The organism is Dolosicoccus paucivorans, from assembly GCF_900100125.1.
Classification (GTDB): Bacteria; Bacillota; Bacilli; order Lactobacillales; family Aerococcaceae; genus Dolosicoccus; species Dolosicoccus paucivorans.
The window spans coordinates 39987-58961 of the sequence record NZ_FNEL01000004.1 but is presented as its reverse complement, the minus strand read 5'-3'; the positions used below and the strand labels follow the sequence as shown (position 1 = coordinate 58961).

Below are 18975 nucleotides of genomic sequence, written 5' to 3'. Positions count from 1 at the left end.
GTGAACGAGCTCGTTATCTAAGAAATAGATCGACAGCTAGAAACTTCATAAAGAAACAAGCAACACAAGAAGATATAGAGGAGCTAGAGCAATTAATTCAAGAACGCAGTCTATTGTTGCTAAGTGAATAAAAAATATCTCTTGAAATAATTGTGGAAGGGTATCATACATATGTGACACGAAAACATAAAAAAAAGAGGAGCTTCTGGTACACTATATCTAGACAAAATTAAAAACCATAGTGTGAAAGGAAGCTCCCCATGAAGTCAATTATAACAGAAGAGATGCGATAGACGAGCGCTTTTACCATCGTTGAACATTTACGTCAGAAGAAGCTTTCTTTAAGGCGCATACGCGTTATATTAACCGAAGTAATAATATCCATCGTAAAGTACTTAACTTTTTAAGTCCGAATGAAGTCGTGGCCCAATACTTTGAATCACAAAGTGCTTAATTTTTTCTGGGGGACCGCGGTCCCCCAGAACCCTATTCAATTCTATTTATTTTGTACTAGAACTTTAAGTATGTGTCACATATGTTTGACTACTCTAGAATAATCTTCTAACTTTTTTCTTTGTAAACTTGCTTAAATGGTTGAGTTATGTTAAATTTGTAAAGTATTCAAAAAGCAAAGAGCAAGCTCTTGCAGACGAAGGAGGAATAAATCATGGCAAAGGTATGCTATTTCACAGGTCGTAAGACACAAACTGGAAATAATCGCTCACACGCGATGAACGCTTCTAAACGTACATTCAAACCTAACTTACAAAAGGTTCGCATTATGGTTGATGGTAAGCCTAAGAAAGTTTGGGCTTCTGCACGAGCGTTAAAATCAGGTAAAGTACAACGCGTTTAAGCACTTAAGATTAAAAGCACGTTCTGGTTTTTTAACCAAGACGTGCTTTTTTTGTTAGTATAACCAAGATGAATTGTTTTGACGTAACATCATATCAGAAGCATAAGGACCAACAGACCCTACTTCATAGTTTGGAAACTCAGGAGCTGGATGAGCTTTCCAACTGGAACGAATACTGTCTACAATCTTCCAAGACTGGGCCAATTCACTCCAATGAACGAAGTTTTCATTTCGTCCAGCAATACTATCATATAAAATAAATTCATAGTCATCAGCAAATGCAGCTAATTGTTCATCTACTTTAGAGTAGTTAAGAGGAACAGCTTCATTATGTCGTTTCGGATTAGAAGAAATTGTATTTAAACGAATTTGTACTCCACGATCTCCTGATAAGTAAAAGCTTAAGACGTTTTCTTTTTGTTTAGCGTCTTTTAAAGCAAATTGGTTTTTAAACACGACGTGCACCACGGATAACTTTTCGGCCAATTGTTTGCCCGTTCTAAAATAAACTGGTACGTCACGCCAACGATCATTATCAACACTAAAGTAGCCAGAAATATAAGTTTCGGTAATCGAATCGCTATCGACATCTGTTTCATCACGGTAAGCTGTATTCGTCGGATCATCAGCCCCATATTGACCTCTAACGATCCGCTCGTTGACGTTATCTTCAGTCATCAATTCAATCTCTTGTAGCACTTTTTCTTTAGCTCGGTGGATACATTCCGGCGTGTCTTCTTCAGGCAAATCCATCAATACTAATGAAATGAGTTGTAAAATATGGTTTTGTAACATATCTCTTGAAGCGCCAGTAACGTCATAGTAGCTCCCTCTTGTGCCAATGCCCATATCTTCTAATAAGGACACTTGAATTTCTTTAACGAATTGGCGGTTCATTAAAGACTCAATCATGGCGTTTGCCTGACGAACTGTTAAAATATTTTTAACGGTGGCTTTACCTAAATAATGGTCTACTCTAAATATTTCATCTTCTAAAAAGCTATGAGTAAGTTCATCATTTAATTGTTTTGCGGTCTCGTAATCTGATCCAAAGGGCTTTTCGATCACTAAACGGTTAAAGCCACGGTCACGGTTAATAAATCCGTGGTCCTTTAAATGATTGGCAATCAGGCCAAAAAAGTGTGGCGCCATAGATAAATAAAAGAGACGATTTCCCTCTATTTGATACTTTTTATCTAACTCTTCAACTTTATCGTATAAAACAGCGTAATGATCTTCATCCGTCACATCATGGGATAAATAATAAAAATGGCTGACAAATTCAGAAATTTCTTCCCAATCATCACTTAAATCTTTAATACTATCGCTAATGATTGTGCGGTAGTAGTTATCTGACCATTTTCTACGTCCGGTTCCAATGACCGCAAAGTTCTCCTCTGGAATGCTTTCTTTTTGGTATAAAGAAAAAATAGAGCGATATAACTTACGTTTAGCTAAATCTCCAGTGGCACCAAAGAGTGTAATTAACACGGGACATAATGACATGTCGACACCTAACTTTCTTCTAATTTTATGTTAATGCGGTTAAAACAACAAATACAATGCCGCTTTCAAATTGAATCAGTGCATCTTGATGAGGAATAAACTCATTACTAATCCAACTTGTAAATCCTTTTGTATCCGTTGGCTCTAGTGTATATTTTGCTTGTTGAATGGTCAATTGTTTTACACTATTTAACGTGAAAACCCCAAAATATTGCCAACGAGGTGCTTCTTTAATTAAATGAAATCCTGGTTTAAAGACTAATACTTCTTGGTCTTTTTCGATTAAGTGAACTCTAGAAAGTAAAGGTTTAAACAATTCACGGGAAAAAAGGCTAATATTATGAAGCAAGTGATCTAACCGCCCGCCCCCACTTCCTAAAGCGCCATAAATATAAACTGGCTTATTATTTAAAGATGGGTTCGATGTAATATGTAATAAAGCTTCATCTAAATCTGTTAAATCTTTTTCGCGGGGCAATTGAGTCAACTGATGAGTGGATTGTTTAATTAAACAAAATTCTTCTTCGCTTACCGAATCAAAGTCTCCTACGGCTTCATCGAGACGAAAACCTAAGCGACTTAATTTTAATGCCCCCCGGTCCACTCCGATCCGATAGGCATTGGGATGACTATCTAAGGTTTGTTTAAGCCATCTTGTATCTTTAATGGGTGCTCCAGCAACCACAACGACGCAATCTCTTTCCATTACTCGCCTCTTAAAGACTCAATGGCTTCTTTACGGTTTTTGTGACCAAAAATATATGACCCTGCTACTAAAACATCCGCTCCGGCGTCTAAACATTGCGGTCCAGTCTCAGCATTAACCCCACCATCTACTTCAATTTCATAATGGTACCCGCGTTCTTTTCGCCACTGATCCAGTTGTCTAATACGATCAAGTGATTCAGGAATGAAAGTTTGGCCACCAAAGCCCGGATTAACCGACATAACTAACACTAAATCAGCTAAATTTAAAACCGACTCAATGGCACTTAAAGGGGACCCAGGGTTTAAAACAATTCCAGCTTTTTTGCCTAAGTCTTTAATTTGTTGCATCACACGGTGAATATGGTCCGTTGCTTCAACGTGGACAGTAATAATATCTGCCCCAGCGTCAGCGACTTGTTCAACATAACGTTCAGGCTCTTGAATCATTAAATGACAATCAAATACTAAATCTGTATGAGGACGTAACGCTTCAAAAACCATAGGACCAAAAGAAATATTAGGAACAAACATTCCGTCCATTAAATCAATATGTAAATATTCTACTCCTAAGGCTTCAATTTCTTTAATGTCGTCTAATAAGTTAGCAAAGTCTGCACTTAGCATTGATGGTGCGATTTTCATATAATCTCTCCTTTATTTCTTGCGGTTGTAAACCGGCTTAGCTTGACTAATTTTCTCATACATATCTAAATAGTTGTTGTAGCGACTTGTCGCAATCGTTTCTTCTTCAACCGCTTGTTTAACGTGACAGCCTGGTTCATTAATATGTTGGCATGAATTAAAGCGGCAATAAGCACCCTCTTGCCATATTTCTGGGAAATACTGTTGGAGTTGTTCTTTTTCGATACGTGATAAATCCATGGAACTAAATCCTGGCGTATCAGCAACAAATCCGTGACCAATGCGGTATAGCGTCACTTCTCGCGTTGTATGACGTCCGCGGTTAAGAGACTCGCTAATCGCCGCTGTTTGAATGTTAACATCCGGAATTAAAGCGTTCAGTAAAGTCGATTTCCCCACTCCTGTTTGCCCCACAACGGTATAAATTGCTTCCTTTTCAATGAGGGCTTCTAATTGGTCATGACTTTCTTTTTGATAGTTAAATACTTTGACAGTGTAATTGGCTTGGTGATAAACCCGTTTAATTTCTTCCACCAATTCATTGGCTTTCTCTTCGCCTTTTTCTTCTATTAATAGATCGTACTTTGTTAAAATAATCATCGGCTGAATGCCTTGAGCTTCCATTGACACGAGGAAATAATCTAACAAATTATAAGAAAAAGCTGGCTGCGTTAGCGCCATTACAACAAAGGCATAATCCACATTCGCTACAGCTGGTCGTTTGAGCTCACTAGTGCGATCTAATACTTCAATAATACGCCCTTCGGATTGCTCATCAAGAGTATCTAACTCAAAGACGACGCGGTCGCCTACAAGAGGCTTAATGTTTAAATGTCTGAAGTTTCCTCGAGGCTTTGTAGCATAAGACGTACCGTCCGCCCATACATAATAAAAACCTGCGACTGACTGAAAAATTGTTCCCGTTAATTGAACCGTTTGGTCGGTCATTCTGTTCCTCCTTATAATTATTTACTTTTCACTGACACAATTATAACATAAGCTTTCTTTCTAGTGATTAAAGTAGCTAACAAAAAAAATCCATGAAGCAAGTTGAGCTAGTTCATGGACTGTTCTTATTATTGTGGATAGACTTGGCCGTTTTCGGCGATGACTTCATCATCTCGCGTCACACGGTATTGGCCCGTACCGTGTTCTTTAATATACATAAAGATTTGAATCGTTCTCGATTCTTTAATTTCAAATTCTTCTGCGATTTGATTGATGTCATTATTGACGTCCCCAATATATACGCGGATAACGTTTGGTAAAGGATCTTCTTTATCTACGTCTTTGTCATCGTATTTAGATAAATACTCGATATCGATATTGACTTGTTGTGGGACAATATGTTCTTCCCTTGGGCCTTTAGAAATAACAACAGAAATGGTATCTCCTGGTTCTAAGTGAGTGCCGCTTTCTGGCTCTTGACTAATCACTTGGCCGACTGGAATAAATTCATCATAATCATATTCATATTCAACATTAATACCAAAACCGGCTTCAAAGTTATGAACGACTTCTTCTGATAAGTTATAGAAATCTTGCATCGTCACCGACTCAGGTGCATTCCCTACTGTTAATGTAATGGGTGTCTCGCTTGGAATTACTTGACTTCCAGGTTGGATATCTTGATCTAAGATAATGCCTGCTTGATCGGGAGTAGTCGCTAGATCACGGCGCTGAACAATGAAGTTTGCTTCAGTTAGACGGCGTCTAATTTCTTCATATTCCATGCCGATATAATCACCAATTTGTACTTGTTCTTTTCCATTACTCATAATGATATCAACTGTACTGTTTCGTTTTAAACGAGTTCCTGCAGTAGGTTTTGTATCAACTATTTCACCTGCTTTTACTGTTTCGTTCCATACCTTTTGAACTTCACCTAAGGTTAAGTGAGCTCTAGATAAAGCTTCTTGAGCTTCTTCTTGAGTTAAACCTTCAATATCCGGCATCGTCGTATTTAAGTAAAAGAAGTTATATGCTCCAAATCCTCCTGCAATTAAAGCCACCATTAAAATAAATGGTAAAAGATATTTAAGCCACCAATTGGTTCGCTTAGCTGGTTCAATCGGCGCTACTTCATCAAAGCGCGGGAACACTTCTTCATCTAGAGGTTCCGATCCTTTACTGGTTGCTTGATCTAAAGAAGATGAACTAGCCGAAAGAGCCTTAATGGGTTTAATCGCAATGGTTTCTTCCAATTTTGAAGGTGGAATAAACATCGGTTCATTAAAACGACTTTCATTAAGACTTGTACTTAAGTCAGCTAACATTTCTTGAACCGAAGCATAGCGATCTTCCGGGTTTTTAGCCGTCGCTTTTAAAATAACATTTTCTAAACTTTGAGGAATGTAATCATACTGCTCGCGTACACTTGGTAAGTCTTCTTGGAAGTGCTTTAAAGCAATCGAGACTGGCGATTCTCCGTCGAAGGGGACCGTGCCAGTAATCAATTCATACAAAACAATTCCTAAAGCATAAATGTCTGATTTAACCGTCGCATTGGCTCCTCTAGCTTGTTCAGGAGAAAGGTAATGGACGGAACCTAATAGCGTATTGGTTTGGGTAATCGATGTATCCGTTAAAGCAATCGCAATCCCAAAGTCAGTAATCTTCACTTCCGAACCGTCTTTAATTAAAACGTTTTGTGGTTTAATATCACGGTGAATAATTTGATGTTTATGAGCTAAATCAATAGCTGATAGAAGTTGCATCATAATCGAAACAACGGACTCTAATGGTAAAGGAGAATGTTTTCTAATATATGTTTTTAAATCTTCTCCTTTAACATATTCCATAACAATATATTGCTTTCCGTCTTCTTCATCTACATCATAGACTTCAACAATATTGTGGTGGAGTAATTGACTGGCGGACATGGCTTCACGTCTAAAACGACGGATAGCATCTTTATTATCTTGGAAGTCAAAGCGCAACACTTTAATGGCGACATCCCGGTTTAATATTAAATCATGGCCTAAAAATACATTGGCCATACCACCTTGACCGATGACGTCTTTTATAACATAACGGTCAGATAGTTTATCTCCAATATCCATCAATTCTCCTCCTTACTATAAGATGTTGTATTAAAGCACGAAGCTAAAGCAATCGTAATATTGTCGTCGCCACCTGCTTGATTGGCTGCTTCAATTAACTGATCTCCCAGTTCATTACTTTGCCAATATTGATCAAATAATTGATTCATTGTTTTTTCATCGACCATATTTGTTAATCCATCGGAACATAACATTAACATGTCGATATGATTTAAATTAATTTCAGTAAAATCTGGCGTCACATCCACCATCCCGCCTCCACCGATAGAACGCGTCACCACATTCTTTTGAGGATGGTTTTCGGCTTCATCTTGACTTAATTCGCCAGAATTAATTAACTCGTTCACCAATGAGTGATCTTGAGTCAATTGTGTGAGTTGGTTATTTGCATATTGATAAGCTCGGCTATCGCCTAAATGAGCAATGGTAGCTTGATCTTTATCTAAAATAAGCGCTAACACGAGTGTCGTAGCCATTCCAGCTAAAGATTCATCCTGTTTAGCTGCCATATTAACGTGTTCATTAGCGGCTGCAATGGTCGTTGCCATCCATTGCTTACTTGTCTCTAATTCGAGGACTTTATCAAGATTTGCAAAACGTGTACCAATAAACTCAGTAGTCATTTGGCTTGCGATATCGCCCCCTTGGTGACCACCTACACCATCACACAAAATAAGTAGCGATTGGCCTTTAAGGGATTGATAGCTATCAGCATAGTCCTGGTTTGACCTTCTTCTTTTACCGATATTAGAGTGTAAAGAAACTTTCATATTTTCACCTCTTACCGAGACTTAGTTAATCGTCCTATAAAAAATCCGTCTGTATGATATTGATGAGGCCAAACGCGAACGAAGCCTTGAGGGGTTAAAATGTCCTCAGGTACTTCCGTCGCTTTAATGGGGTCAACGGAAAACGCTTCGTGTTTTTCTAAAAAGCGTTTCAGTACTGTTTCATTTTCTAACTGTGTTAGCGTACATGTACTGTAAATCAAAGTTCCTCCTGGCTTAAGTAAAGTGGCCATATGATCTAATAACTTTTCTTGGATTTTACTTAATTGAATAATGTCTCGACGTGTTTTTTCATATTTTATTTCCGGTTTGCGACGCATCAAACCCAATCCTGAGCACGGCGCATCAAGATATATAATATCATATAATTCATCATTTTTTGGAACAAATTTTGATGCATCGGCTACATGGGTGGTTACTTTTTCATCTAAATGCATACGTTGTAAGTGTTCATCCACTTTATTTAATTTTCTTTTAGAAATATCTAACGCTGTTAAATGGCCCGTTGTTAATAAAGAAGCAATATGGGTCGCTTTTCCTCCTGGAGCGGCGCAAGCATCTAATACTCTTTCATCTCCTTTAATATCACCTAAAGGAGCAACTAACATGGATGATTCGTCTTGAATGGTAATTTTTCCTTCTTCAAATAAAGGACTGTTCACAGGATTCCCAGTCATAAAACGTATACCTACAGGAGATAATTTACTTTCTTGAACGTCATAGCCTAATGCTTGAAATGCGTCAATGAGTTGTTTTCGTTGCATTGAAGGGGCGTTAATGCGCGCTGAAACATAAGGTCGCTCCAGTAAACTGGCTAATAATTGGGCCGTCTTTTCGCCATCAAAAGTTTCTAACAAATCTTCAACAATCCATTCATCTATACTGTATTGGATTGCTAATCGTTTAGATAATGGTTTAATCGCTTCAAAAGATGGCACCCCTTCACGCTGGATGCGGCGTAAAATAGCGTTCACGAATTTGCCTAGTCCTTGATGCCCATTTGTTTTAGCAATTTCTACTGCTTCATGAATGGCCGCTCTATTAGGAATTCGGTCTAAATATTCCATTTGATACAGCGTCAATCGGAGTAAAGTTAGGACCCAAGGATCAATTTTCTTTCCCTTTATAAAAGCAGATAAATAGTAATCTAATGTCTTGCGTCGTTGGATGACGCCGTACACGAGTTCGACGACTAAGCGACTGTCTCGTTCTTCTAACGACGTGTTTTGTAACATGCGTTGAATTAATACGTTGGAATATTCTTTTTGATACTCTACTTGATATAAAATGGTTAAAGCTTGCCAGCGCGGGTTACCGGCAAATTGTTGTTGAGCTCTTTTTTTAATCTTCATTATAAAGCCTACTTACTTTTAGAAGCTTTGTATTCGAATTGTTGTCCGAGTACTTCTTCTAATCGTTGACCGTTGACAAAGTCTTTAATATCTACTCGTTGACGTCCACTTTCTTGCCAACTGGTCACGGCGTAATAAGTTTCTTTACCGCACTGAACAATTAAAGCTTCTTTTGTATTTGAAACAATGGTTCCAACGGGTGCTTTTTCAAAGGTGCCTTCCACAGGATGACCGGCCCAAATTTTAACGCGCTGGTCATTTAACCATGTATAAGTACTTGGAAAAGGTCTAAAGGCACGAACGTGGTAATCCACTTCTTGTGCTGTTTGTTCCCAATTGATTTGTTCTTTTTCCCTTGGAATAGTGGGTGAAAAAGTGACCTTCTCTTCGTCTTGAGGAATGGGTTCAATCGTTTCATTAAAAATAGCCGGTAAGGTTTCTAACAGTAGATCCCGACCTAATAGAGCGAGCTTTTCAAACATTGTTCCCACATCATCTTGGGAAGTGATTTTAATGCGCTTTTGACTAATAATATCTCCAGCATCCATTTCTTTAATCATATACATAATGGATACTCCCGTTTCATCGTCCCCATTCCAAATCGCATAATGAATCGGTGCTCCTCCACGATATTTCGGCAGTAAACTAGCATGAACGTTGATCGATTTGTATTTTGGTGCATTTAGTAATTTCGTTGGAACAAATTGACCGTAAGCTGCAGTAATAATTAAATCTGCCTCTAGATCAATTAATTCTTGTAATTCTTCAGATCGACCAATACGTTCCGGTTGATAGACAGGAATATTATATTTTAAAGCAAGTTCCTTAACTGGACTTGGCGTTAGTACACGCTTTCGTCCAACAGGACGGTCCGGTTGAGTCACTACTCCAATGACATCATACTTTTCATCTATTAGCCCTTGGAGTACCGTTTGGGCAAATTGAGGAGTTCCCATAAAAATAATGCGTGGCATAGATCTTCTTCCTTTCTTACATGAAAAATAATGGATTATGATCAATATTGACGTATAATCCTTGACGATGTTCTTTTTGATTATCGTCAATAATTTCTTCTAATTGCTTTTGGATAAGTCGAACATCTTTATATTTCAATATCAGTTGATAGTAGTAAACATCGTTAATCCGAGCAATCGGTGCTTGACTAGGTCCTAAAATAATTACCGATTGTGGATTAGGTAGCGGTTTACATAATAAATGGTTTTTAACTTCATATGCTTTTCTTTGAGCTAGAGCGCGCTTTTTACTAGTAATGGTAACGAGGGTTGTATAGTAATAAGGCGGATAGTGAGCTAGATGACGTCGTTTCATTTCATAGGCAAAGAACCGTTCATAATCGTGGCGTTTAGCCAGCTGCATGACGTAATGATTAGGGTTATAAGTTTGAATAATCACTTCACCCCTTAATTCCCCCCGCCCGGCCCGTCCAGCTACTTGAGTGAGAAGTTGAAAGGTACGCTCGGTAGCTCTAAAATCCGGTAAATTTAATGCCGTATCTGCATTAATCACTCCGACTAACGTTACATTATGAAAGTCTAAGCCTTTGGCGATCATTTGTGTTCCTAATAAAATATCTGCCTCGTGATTTCTAAACTGTTGTAATAACTTATGGTGTTGCCCCTTACGACGGGTCGTGTCATTGTCCATGCGAATGACTCGAGCGGTAGGAAACAGCTCCTGTAGCGCTTCGGCTACCTTTTGAATGCCTGATCCTACCGGATAAATATGTTGTGAATGACAATGAGGGCAAGTTTTAGGAACCGGTTGTGTGTAGTCACAGTAGTGACACTTAAGCTGGTTGCCTACTTTATGATAAGTCAGTGAAATGTCACAATGAGGACAACCGACTACTTCCCCGCACTCACGGCATAATATATAAGTCGCATAGCCGCGGCGATTTAATAATAAAACGATTTGTTCTTTTCGGTCTAAGCGTTCCTTAATCGCTTCAACTAGTCGATCTGAAAACTCAGGATGCAATCGATCAATTCGTTCTTTTGTTAAATCAACCAATTCAATAGGTGGCAATGGCCGTTGATGCACTCGCTGAGTCATTTTCAATAATATATAATTTCCTACTTGCGCTCTGGCGCGACTTTCTAAAGAAGGGGTTGCACTTCCTAGTAAAACGGGGCATTGGTGATATTTGCTGCGCCAAATCGCAACGTCTCGAGCATGGTAACGGGGATTATCCGCTTGTTTATAAACCGTTTCGTGCTCTTCATCAATAATAATCAAACCTAAATTATCTAAAGGCGCAAAAATAGACGAGCGAGCTCCAATAACAATTTGTGCTTCTTTACGAATAATCCGTCGCCACTCGTCATAGCGCTCGCTATTAGAAAGACCCGAATGTAAAATGGCCACGCCTTCTTTAAATCGCCCTACTACACGCTCAACCATTTGAGGTGTTAAAGCAATTTCAGGTACAAGCAAAATAGATGACTGCCCTTTATTTAATGCTTCTTCCATCAACTGCAAGTACACTTCTGTTTTACCACTGCCTGTGACCCCTTCTAATAAAAAGGTTTCGGCTTGATGCTGGTCCATGGCATGTTTGACTGATTCATAGGCCCTTTGTTGTTCTGGTAGCAACGTTTGTTTAGGGAGGTTTTTAATCTCTTGATCTGCCAATGGATCACGGTAAACTGTCTTCGTTGTTTGTCTGAGCCATTCTTTTTGAATAGCTGTTTGGATAATCGAAGGACTTACACCTGATCGATGGCTCAATTCATTAGTGGTAAGGGACATTTCTTGAGGTTGCGTGAGTAAAAACTGGAGAAGTTCTTTTTGTCGGTAACTACGGTTTGATAATTGTTCTAACTCTTTTTGAAGCCCTTCATCGGTTTGGTTGAGTTGTAAATAAGTCACTTTTTTATTCGTGGCTTGGTTTTTAACTAAGTATTCAGCTTGAATCGTGCCATCTTTAATTAAGCGAGCAATTTGGGAATGGGTTAATTGACTCTCTAAGGCCTCTTTAGAAAGCGAATCCATTTCATTTAATTGTGGATATTCGTTGACCAGTGATTCTTGGTCTAATACATTAAAGCGAACATCGTATTTAACTCGCAGAACGCTAGGTAACATCGCTTGTAGAACAGTAATTTGAAACACTTGAAGTTGTTTTGTTAAATATTCACTCAACTCAATAAGCTCTTCATTTAAAAAAGATTCATAATCCAAGAGTCCAGTAATATCTTTCAATTTCCCGTCGTAATCGGTTTGTGAATTTAATTCGACGATAAATCCTAATAATTGTCGTCTACCAAAGGGGACTTCGACTCGCATTCCTAATTGAATCAGGGACTCCCATTCTTTAGGAACATGATAATCAAAAGGACGATTCACTTGGGCATTCGGTAAGTCGACAATCACTTTAACGTTCATAGATTGTTCGTTCCTCCTTTCCTTAAATAATCCATATAATAAGTAAAAGTGTCGGAGGAACATCGTTTCATCCAACACTTTTCATTTGCTCTTTCCTTATTATAGCTTATTCGAGATGAAATTTCATCCAAGGAAAAATAGAATCCCTTTAAATTTAACAGACTAGTGATCTAATTCAATGACGGGTAAGTCCTTTATTTTAACACCGTTAATTTCTTCTTTTTGAACGCTCACATCTTCCCCATTATAATATTTTTTCGATAGCCCGGCTAATTGACCGTCTTTTTTCATCTTTTGAATGATTTCATCTACTTTTTCTTTTAATGCTTCAGCGTCTTTTCTATAAACGAAAGAAGCTGTCGATGGGTTATAAAATAAATCGCCCATTTTAATGTCTAAATCCTTGAAGTACTCAAGGGCACTTTTTTGCAAGTAGTAATCATTGGGAATAAAATCGGTACGTCCGTGAGCAACATCGAGTAAATATTGTTCATTGGTCGCATTATCGTACACTACCATTTCTGCTCCTAATTGGTTGGCGATTTGCATATAATCGGTCGTAGCAGCTCCGGCAGCTTTTTTACCTTGATAATCTTCTAAAGAGTCAATATTAGAAGAACCATCAGAACGAATAATAATCGATGTGAAGCTATATTTAATCGGCTCACCAATTAAAAAGTCTTCTTCTCGCTGTTTATTCGGCTCTAACCCTTCGCCTACTAAATCAACTTGTCCTGAAGTAAGGGAAGCAAACATGCCGTCGACTCCCATTTCATGAAACTTTATTTCGACTCCTAATTCTTTGGCGATCTGTTGTAATATTTCAACGTTGTACCCTTTAAGTTGTTGCTCGTCATCATAATAATTCGCTGGATATAAAGTGCCAGAAATAGCTACATCTAATACTCCATCATCTAAAAAGCTTTCATTAGCCTTTGTTTTTACTAGATGACTGAATGCCGCGATCAGAACTAACAGTGCTACTAAGATTCTTTTTAAAATTTTCATTGATTTTCCCTCCCTTTACATGGTCATCGATTCTACGACTAAGTCATTCGACCAATTAAATTTCTTTTCCAATTGATGTTGCAGCGCAGCATAAGAAGTACAAATAACCCAATAAATGATGGCTAAAAGTAAATACATGGTCATATAGTTATTATTAGCTCCGCCGACAATCTTTGCCTTTTGAAAAATATCAGGCACAGTAATCATTGCTGTGAGTGACGAACCTTTTACTAAATCAAGCAACACATTACTTAAAGCCGGTATGGCTAATCGGATCGATTGAGGAAAAATTACTTTAAATAACGTGCTTTTGTAGGATAACCCTAAAGAACGTGCCGCTTGCCACTGACCTCTATCTACCCCCAAAAGGCTAGCTCTGATAATTTCACTGGAATAAGCAGTACATGTCAGTGAAAAACCAATGATAGAAGCTTGAAGAGCCGTTAGCGTCACTTTCATAAAAGGCAATCCAAAGTACAAAACAAATAAAACAACTAAAATTGGCACCCCTCTAAAAAAAGAAATATAGCATTTAGCTAAGCCACGCAACAGCTTATTCGAGCTACTGTGCATTAAAGCAAGTATCGTTCCTGTCATAAGACTTATTAAAAAGCTTGCCAAAGAAATTCCTAAAGTATACCCTAACCCTTGCAGTACAAAGGGTAAACTTTTCCACGCAAGGGATACATCAAATAAGTAAGACACCGCCTCACCTTCCTTTTTCTTTTACGTTTGTTTTTAGTATAGTAAAGGCTTTCATTCATCGCAATTATTTAACTTGAATGAAAATGCACAAAAAAAGACCCTTGTTGAACTTGTCAACAAAGGCCTTTCAATCATTATTCTGCGTCTTCACTAATTTGTAAAACACCTTCAGCAATTTCTTCTAGAGCTTTTCCAACGGAGGAAACTGACTGATACTTTTCTAATAATTCATTATCATACTCATCCAATTGGTGAGCACGCTTACTGGCTAAAATAATCATACTATATTTAGATGGGACCGCATCAATTAAACGGTCAATAGATGGGTATAACATAATTTTATCTAGTCTCCTTTTTGAAAATAGTCGTGAATATCTCGTTGAATTTTCTCAATCGTCCGCTCAACTTTTAAATGTTCGCTACAAATAATGGCGTTAATCTGATCGACGGCATTTTCTACTTCGTCATTAATAACTACATAGTCATAATGCTTCATTAATTCGATTTCTTCTCGTGCCTTTTGCATTCGTTCGTAGATAACTTCTTGCGAGTCTGTTCCGCGGTTTGTAATGCGATTTTCTAATTCACCTAAGTTTGGCGGTGCTAGGAAAATAAAGACGCCTTCTGGCATTCGTTCGCGCACCTTCATTGCCCCTTGAACTTCAATTTCTAAAAAGACATCGTGGCCTTTAGCCAATTCTTCTTCAATTTTAGCAATCGGTGTTCCATAAAAGTTACCAACGTATTCCGCATATTCTAATAAAGCATCCTGATCGATAAGCTCTTTAAACTCATCATGGGTGACAAAATGATAATCCACTCCGTGCACTTCTCCGGGACGACTTTGGCGGGTTGTGGCAGATACAGAATAGACGTAATTGTGATCTTCTCGGTCAAATACGGCAGCTCTCACTGTCCCTTTCCCCACACCAGAAGGTCCTGATAGAACAATTAATAAACCTCTTACTACCGACATGTGTACCTCCCACTTGTTGAACTATTTAATATGTATCATTAATCTTATCACATTCTTTGAAGTTATTAAAGATGTTTAAAAAGAAAAATCATGTAGCCGATTTAAGCTACATGATTTTAAATTAAAAGTCGTAAGCGACGTGTTCTTCTTTGTCTCTTGCGTCCGCTTTTTCTTCTAAATCTTTAATCTTCATAATACGGGTAATGGATGCGCGTTCTGCTTCTTCTAGTTTCATTTCGATGTAATAAATCGTCTCTTTTAATTCTGGAATAATACGATATTCCAATCCATTTACACGGCGACGAGTCTTTTCGATTTCATCCGCCATTAATTGACAAGTCTTTTCAATTTCAGCTAGACGAAGTAAGTCACTTAAAGAGTTTTCCACATCTCTTACTGCGTTATCCATACCGCTGTTTGAACCAACATAACTATAAGGAACCCCATTAATTTCATTATGTTGAAGAACATCCGTATGCATTTTAGGAACATGCACACTCATGACGTTATCTAATTGAATATGAAGTTTAATTTCTTTAGAAGGGACCGCAAAGAGCTCTTCAGCCACTTGGTCACTTTCTAAAGATTTAGCTAAAACAAAGTCTTGCATCGACTCCGTTAATTGATCTTCAACTTTTTGACGCAATTCGTTGTTTTCTTTAATTAACCCGATGAATTGACGCATCAATTCATCGCGTTTATCTTTTAATAGTTTATGACCCCGTGTGGCGGTTTCTAAGCGCTCTTTTAGCTTGGCCAACTCCATACGAGTTGGTTTTACGTTTAATCGTGCCATAAGCTATCAATCCTTTTGTGGAAGGTATTTATCAATCAGATCGTCTTTAATATGTTTCAATTCAGTACGCGGTAAGATTGATAGAATATCCCACGCTAAATCTAATGTTTCAAAAATAGTACGGTTGGTTGTAAAACCTTGGTCAACATATTGTCTTTCAAAGGCATCCGTAAACTCTACATATTTTTTATCTGTTTCAGATAGAGCTGATTCACCTAAAACAACAGATAATTCTTGTGCTTGTTTACCTTCAGCGTAAGCAGCAAAGATTTGGTTCATTGTTGGTTGGTGATCTTCTCTTGTTTTACCAGGTCCAGTCCCTTTGTTTTTCAAACGAGATAGAGATGGTAATACGTCGATTGGTGGTTGTAACCCTTTATTATACAATTCTTGGGAAAGAATAATTTGCCCTTCCGTAATGTATCCTGTTAAGTCAGGAATTGGGTGGGTAATATCCCCTTCAGGCATAGTTAAAATTGGAAGCTGGGTTACGGACCCTTTCTTACCAACTAAACGTCCTGCACGTTCATATAGAGTGGCTAAGTTTGTATAAAGGTAACCTGGGTAACCACGACGTCCTGGAACTTCACGACGAGCAGCGGATACTTCACGTAGCGCCTCACAGTAGTTTGTCATGTCCGTCATAATAACTAACACGTGCATGTCTTTTTCGTAAGCTAAATATTCAGCGGTGGTTAGCGCAATTTTTGGTGTTGCGATACGTTCAATCGCTGGGTCGTCAGCTAAGTTAACGAATAATACCGCACGATCCATCGCACCAGTTTCACGTAAACTATTCATAAAGAAGTCAGCTTCTTCATAAGTAATCCCCATAGCCGCAAAGACAACCGCAAAGTTTTCGTCTGAATCTAATACGTTCGCTTGACGAGCAATTTGGATCGCTAATTCGTTATGAGGTAAACCAGAGCTTGAGAATACAGGTAACTTTTGTCCACGAACTAATGTGTTTAAGTGGTCAATCGTTGATACCCCTGTTTGAATAAACTCATCTGGATAGTCACGAGCAACCGGGTTAATCGCTTGCCCATCGATATCTAAATACTCATCTGCAATGATTTCTGGACCTTCGTCAATAACTTCGCCCATTCCGTTAAAGACACGACCAACCATGTCTTCAGATACAGAAATATGTAATGGACGTCCAGTAAAGCGTACTTTTGTTTCTTGTAAGTTAATGTTGCTTGATCCTTCGAATAACTGAACGACCGCGCGATCTCCATCAACTTCTAGTACTTGTCCTGTTCGTTCTTCACCGTTTTGAAGTTGAATTTGAACAAGCTCATTAAAGGCAACTCCTGATACGCCATCGACAATCATTAAAGGACCATAGACTTCAGAAACCGTCCGATACTCTTTAATTTCTGCCATTAATAGTCGCCTCCTTTTTGTAATACATCACGCATTGCTTCATCAATGGTTTGATGTAGCGCTTTGATGTCTTCAATATTTTCTTCTTTAACGTATTTACTACGAGCGATACGGTCACGTAATTCGCCAGTACCGTTCATAATGTCGTCAAAGGTTGCTCCTAATTGTAACGCCTCGATTGACTTTTCTTCAAAGTGAAGAATATTTGATAACATCGCAACTTGCTTATCAAAAGAAGTGTACGTATCTGTATCGTCAAAAGCGTTTTGTTGTAAGTAGTCTTCACGTAACATACGCGCTGTATTCATTGTAATACGGTCACGTTGAGATAGAGATTCAATACCTACTAAACGTACAATCTCTTCTAATTCACTTTCTTTTTGTAAAACACCCATGGAGTGACGAACCATTTGTGACCAGTTTGTTCCAGTTTCTTCACTAATTAAGCGAGTCACATCATCGGAATAAAGTGAGTAAGAGTTTAACCAGTTAATCGATGGGAAGTGGCTTCGAGCAGCTAAATCTGCGTCTAATCCCCAATACACTTTAACAATACGTAGTGTGTTTTGCGTTACCGGCTCAGACGTATCCCCACCTGGAGGTGATACCGCTCCAATCGCAGTAATCGCACCTTCACGGCCTTCTTGACCAAGGGTTTGAACACGTCCAGCACGTTCATAATATTCAGCAATACGTGAACCTAAGTAAGCTGGGTACCCTTCGTCACCTGGCATTTCTTCTAGACGTCCAGACATTTCACGAAGTGCTTCCGCCCAACGAGACGTTGAATCCGCCATGATCGCCACCGTATAACCCATATCGCGGTAATACTCAGCAATCGTAATTCCCGTATAAATTGACGCTTCACGAGCCGCTACGGGCATATTTGACGTATTCGCGATTAAAATTGTACGCGCCATAATGGATTCACCTGTATTTGGGTCAATCAATTCTGGGAATTCGTTTAATACGTCCGTCATTTCGTTTCCGCGCTCACCACAACCAACATAAACAACAATGTCTACGTTCGCAAATTTAGCGATTTGGTGTTGTACAACGGTCTTACCCGCACCGAATGGACCAGGAACAGCTGCTGCTCCTCCTTGAGTGACTGGGAAGAATGTATCAATAACACGTTGTCCGGTAACAAGTGGATCTTTTGGTGCGACTTTATTTTGGTAAGGACGTCCTTTACGAACAGGCCATTTTTGAACCATTGTTCCGTTAAAGTCTTCTTTACCTTCTTGTTCAACGACGTAGACGATATCTTTAATGGTGTAGTCACCGTCACTAATTTTTGTTAATGTTCCTTCGACGCCTACTGGAACCATGATGCGGTGTTCAACAACGGGTGTTTCTTGAACCACTCCGACGATGTCACCTGGGACAACTTTGTCGCCAACTTGTTTTGTAGCTTTAAATTCCCATACCTTCTCATCGTCTAATACATCTACTTCCGTTCCACGAACTAAAAAGTCGCTTCCAGTTGCTTCCATAAACTCTTTTAATGGACGTTGAATTCCATCAAACATACGTGACATTAATCCAGGTCCTAATTCAACAGAAAGAGGTGCTCCTGTTGTCACGACCGGCTCTCCGGGTCTTAATCCTGAAGTTTCCTCATATACTTGAATGGAGGCTTCATCTTGGCGCATTTCGATAATTTCGCCAATCAGTCCTAAATTTCCGACATAACAAATATCTTGAATGTTCGCTTCTTCCATCCCGGAAGCAACGACTAATGGTCCGGAAATTTTAACAATTTGACCTTGTTTCAATCGA

Annotated in this window: 17 protein-coding genes; 1 reads left to right on the top strand and 16 read right to left on the bottom strand. The window is 38.7% G+C overall.

Going from position 1 to position 18975, the window contains the following annotated elements:
* Positions 1-667: 667 nt before the first annotated feature.
* On the top strand, positions 668-856 hold the full coding sequence (gene rpmB, locus BLR79_RS01510; RefSeq protein ID WP_092084178.1) for a 50S ribosomal protein L28: 189 nt from the start codon (positions 668-670) through the stop codon (positions 854-856).
* 54 nt (positions 857-910) lie between these two features.
* Here rpmB and zwf read toward each other — a convergent pair whose 3' ends face one another.
* The 16 genes from zwf to BLR79_RS01430 form a co-directional block, all read right to left on the bottom strand.
* On the bottom strand, positions 911-2362 hold the full coding sequence (gene zwf, locus BLR79_RS01505) for a glucose-6-phosphate dehydrogenase (protein WP_092084176.1): 1452 nt from the start codon (positions 2360-2362) through the stop codon (positions 911-913).
* 25 nt (positions 2363-2387) lie between these two features.
* Complete coding sequence (locus tag BLR79_RS01500) at positions 2388-3068, bottom strand: thiamine diphosphokinase (RefSeq protein WP_092084174.1); 681 nt, start codon at positions 3066-3068, stop codon at positions 2388-2390.
* Positions 3068-3712, bottom strand: a complete 645-nt coding sequence (gene rpe / locus BLR79_RS01495; protein WP_092084172.1) for a ribulose-phosphate 3-epimerase — start codon at positions 3710-3712, stop codon at positions 3068-3070. The genes BLR79_RS01500 and rpe overlap by 1 nt, the downstream gene beginning before the upstream one ends.
* 12 nt (positions 3713-3724) lie before the next feature.
* The gene (gene rsgA / locus BLR79_RS01490; protein WP_092084171.1) at positions 3725-4660 is read right to left on the bottom strand and encodes a ribosome small subunit-dependent GTPase A; all 936 of its coding nucleotides are present in this window, start codon (positions 4658-4660) and stop codon (positions 3725-3727) included.
* 128 nt (positions 4661-4788) lie between these two features.
* Complete coding sequence (gene pknB, locus BLR79_RS01485) at positions 4789-6774, bottom strand: Stk1 family PASTA domain-containing Ser/Thr kinase (RefSeq protein WP_234970759.1); 1986 nt, start codon at positions 6772-6774, stop codon at positions 4789-4791.
* Entirely contained in the window at positions 6774-7544 is a 771-nt protein-coding gene (locus tag BLR79_RS01480; protein WP_092084168.1) for a Stp1/IreP family PP2C-type Ser/Thr phosphatase, read from the bottom strand. Before BLR79_RS01480 ends, pknB begins: the two co-directional genes overlap by 1 nt.
* A gap of 11 nt (positions 7545-7555) precedes the next feature.
* Positions 7556-8914, bottom strand: coding sequence for a 16S rRNA (cytosine(967)-C(5))-methyltransferase RsmB (gene rsmB / locus BLR79_RS01475; RefSeq protein WP_092084166.1), 1359 nt, complete (start codon positions 8912-8914; stop codon positions 7556-7558).
* Positions 8915-8922: 8 nt separating this feature from the next.
* A complete protein-coding gene (gene fmt, locus BLR79_RS01470) occupies positions 8923-9888 on the bottom strand; it encodes a methionyl-tRNA formyltransferase (protein ID WP_092084164.1) in 966 nt (321 codons plus the stop codon).
* A gap of 16 nt (positions 9889-9904) precedes the next feature.
* Positions 9905-12319 (bottom strand): primosomal protein N', encoded by a 2415-nt coding sequence (gene priA, locus BLR79_RS01465; RefSeq protein ID WP_092084162.1) that lies wholly within the window; start codon positions 12317-12319, stop codon positions 9905-9907.
* A 162-nt stretch (positions 12320-12481) separates the two neighbouring features.
* Positions 12482-13327: a transporter substrate-binding domain-containing protein gene (locus tag BLR79_RS01460; RefSeq protein ID WP_092084160.1), complete on the bottom strand. Its 846-nt coding sequence runs from the start codon at positions 13325-13327 to the stop codon at positions 12482-12484.
* Between the two features lie 15 nt (positions 13328-13342).
* Complete coding sequence (locus BLR79_RS01455; protein WP_092084158.1) at positions 13343-14032, bottom strand: amino acid ABC transporter permease; 690 nt, start codon at positions 14030-14032, stop codon at positions 13343-13345.
* Positions 14033-14166: 134 nt separating this feature from the next.
* Positions 14167-14370: a DNA-directed RNA polymerase subunit omega gene (gene rpoZ, locus BLR79_RS01450; RefSeq protein ID WP_092084156.1), complete on the bottom strand. Its 204-nt coding sequence runs from the start codon at positions 14368-14370 to the stop codon at positions 14167-14169.
* A 5-nt stretch (positions 14371-14375) separates the two neighbouring features.
* Positions 14376-15008 (bottom strand): guanylate kinase, encoded by a 633-nt coding sequence (gmk, locus tag BLR79_RS01445; protein ID WP_092084154.1) that lies wholly within the window; start codon positions 15006-15008, stop codon positions 14376-14378.
* Positions 15009-15129: 121 nt separating this feature from the next.
* Positions 15130-15804 (bottom strand): V-type ATP synthase subunit D, encoded by a 675-nt coding sequence (locus tag BLR79_RS01440; RefSeq protein ID WP_092084152.1) that lies wholly within the window; start codon positions 15802-15804, stop codon positions 15130-15132.
* A gap of 6 nt (positions 15805-15810) precedes the next feature.
* The gene (locus BLR79_RS01435) at positions 15811-17193 is read right to left on the bottom strand and encodes a V-type ATP synthase subunit B (RefSeq protein ID WP_092084150.1); all 1383 of its coding nucleotides are present in this window, start codon (positions 17191-17193) and stop codon (positions 15811-15813) included.
* The gene (locus BLR79_RS01430) at positions 17193-18971 is read right to left on the bottom strand and encodes a V-type ATP synthase subunit A (protein ID WP_092084148.1); all 1779 of its coding nucleotides are present in this window, start codon (positions 18969-18971) and stop codon (positions 17193-17195) included. The genes BLR79_RS01435 and BLR79_RS01430 overlap by 1 nt, the downstream gene beginning before the upstream one ends.
* Positions 18972-18975 lie beyond the last annotated feature (4 nt).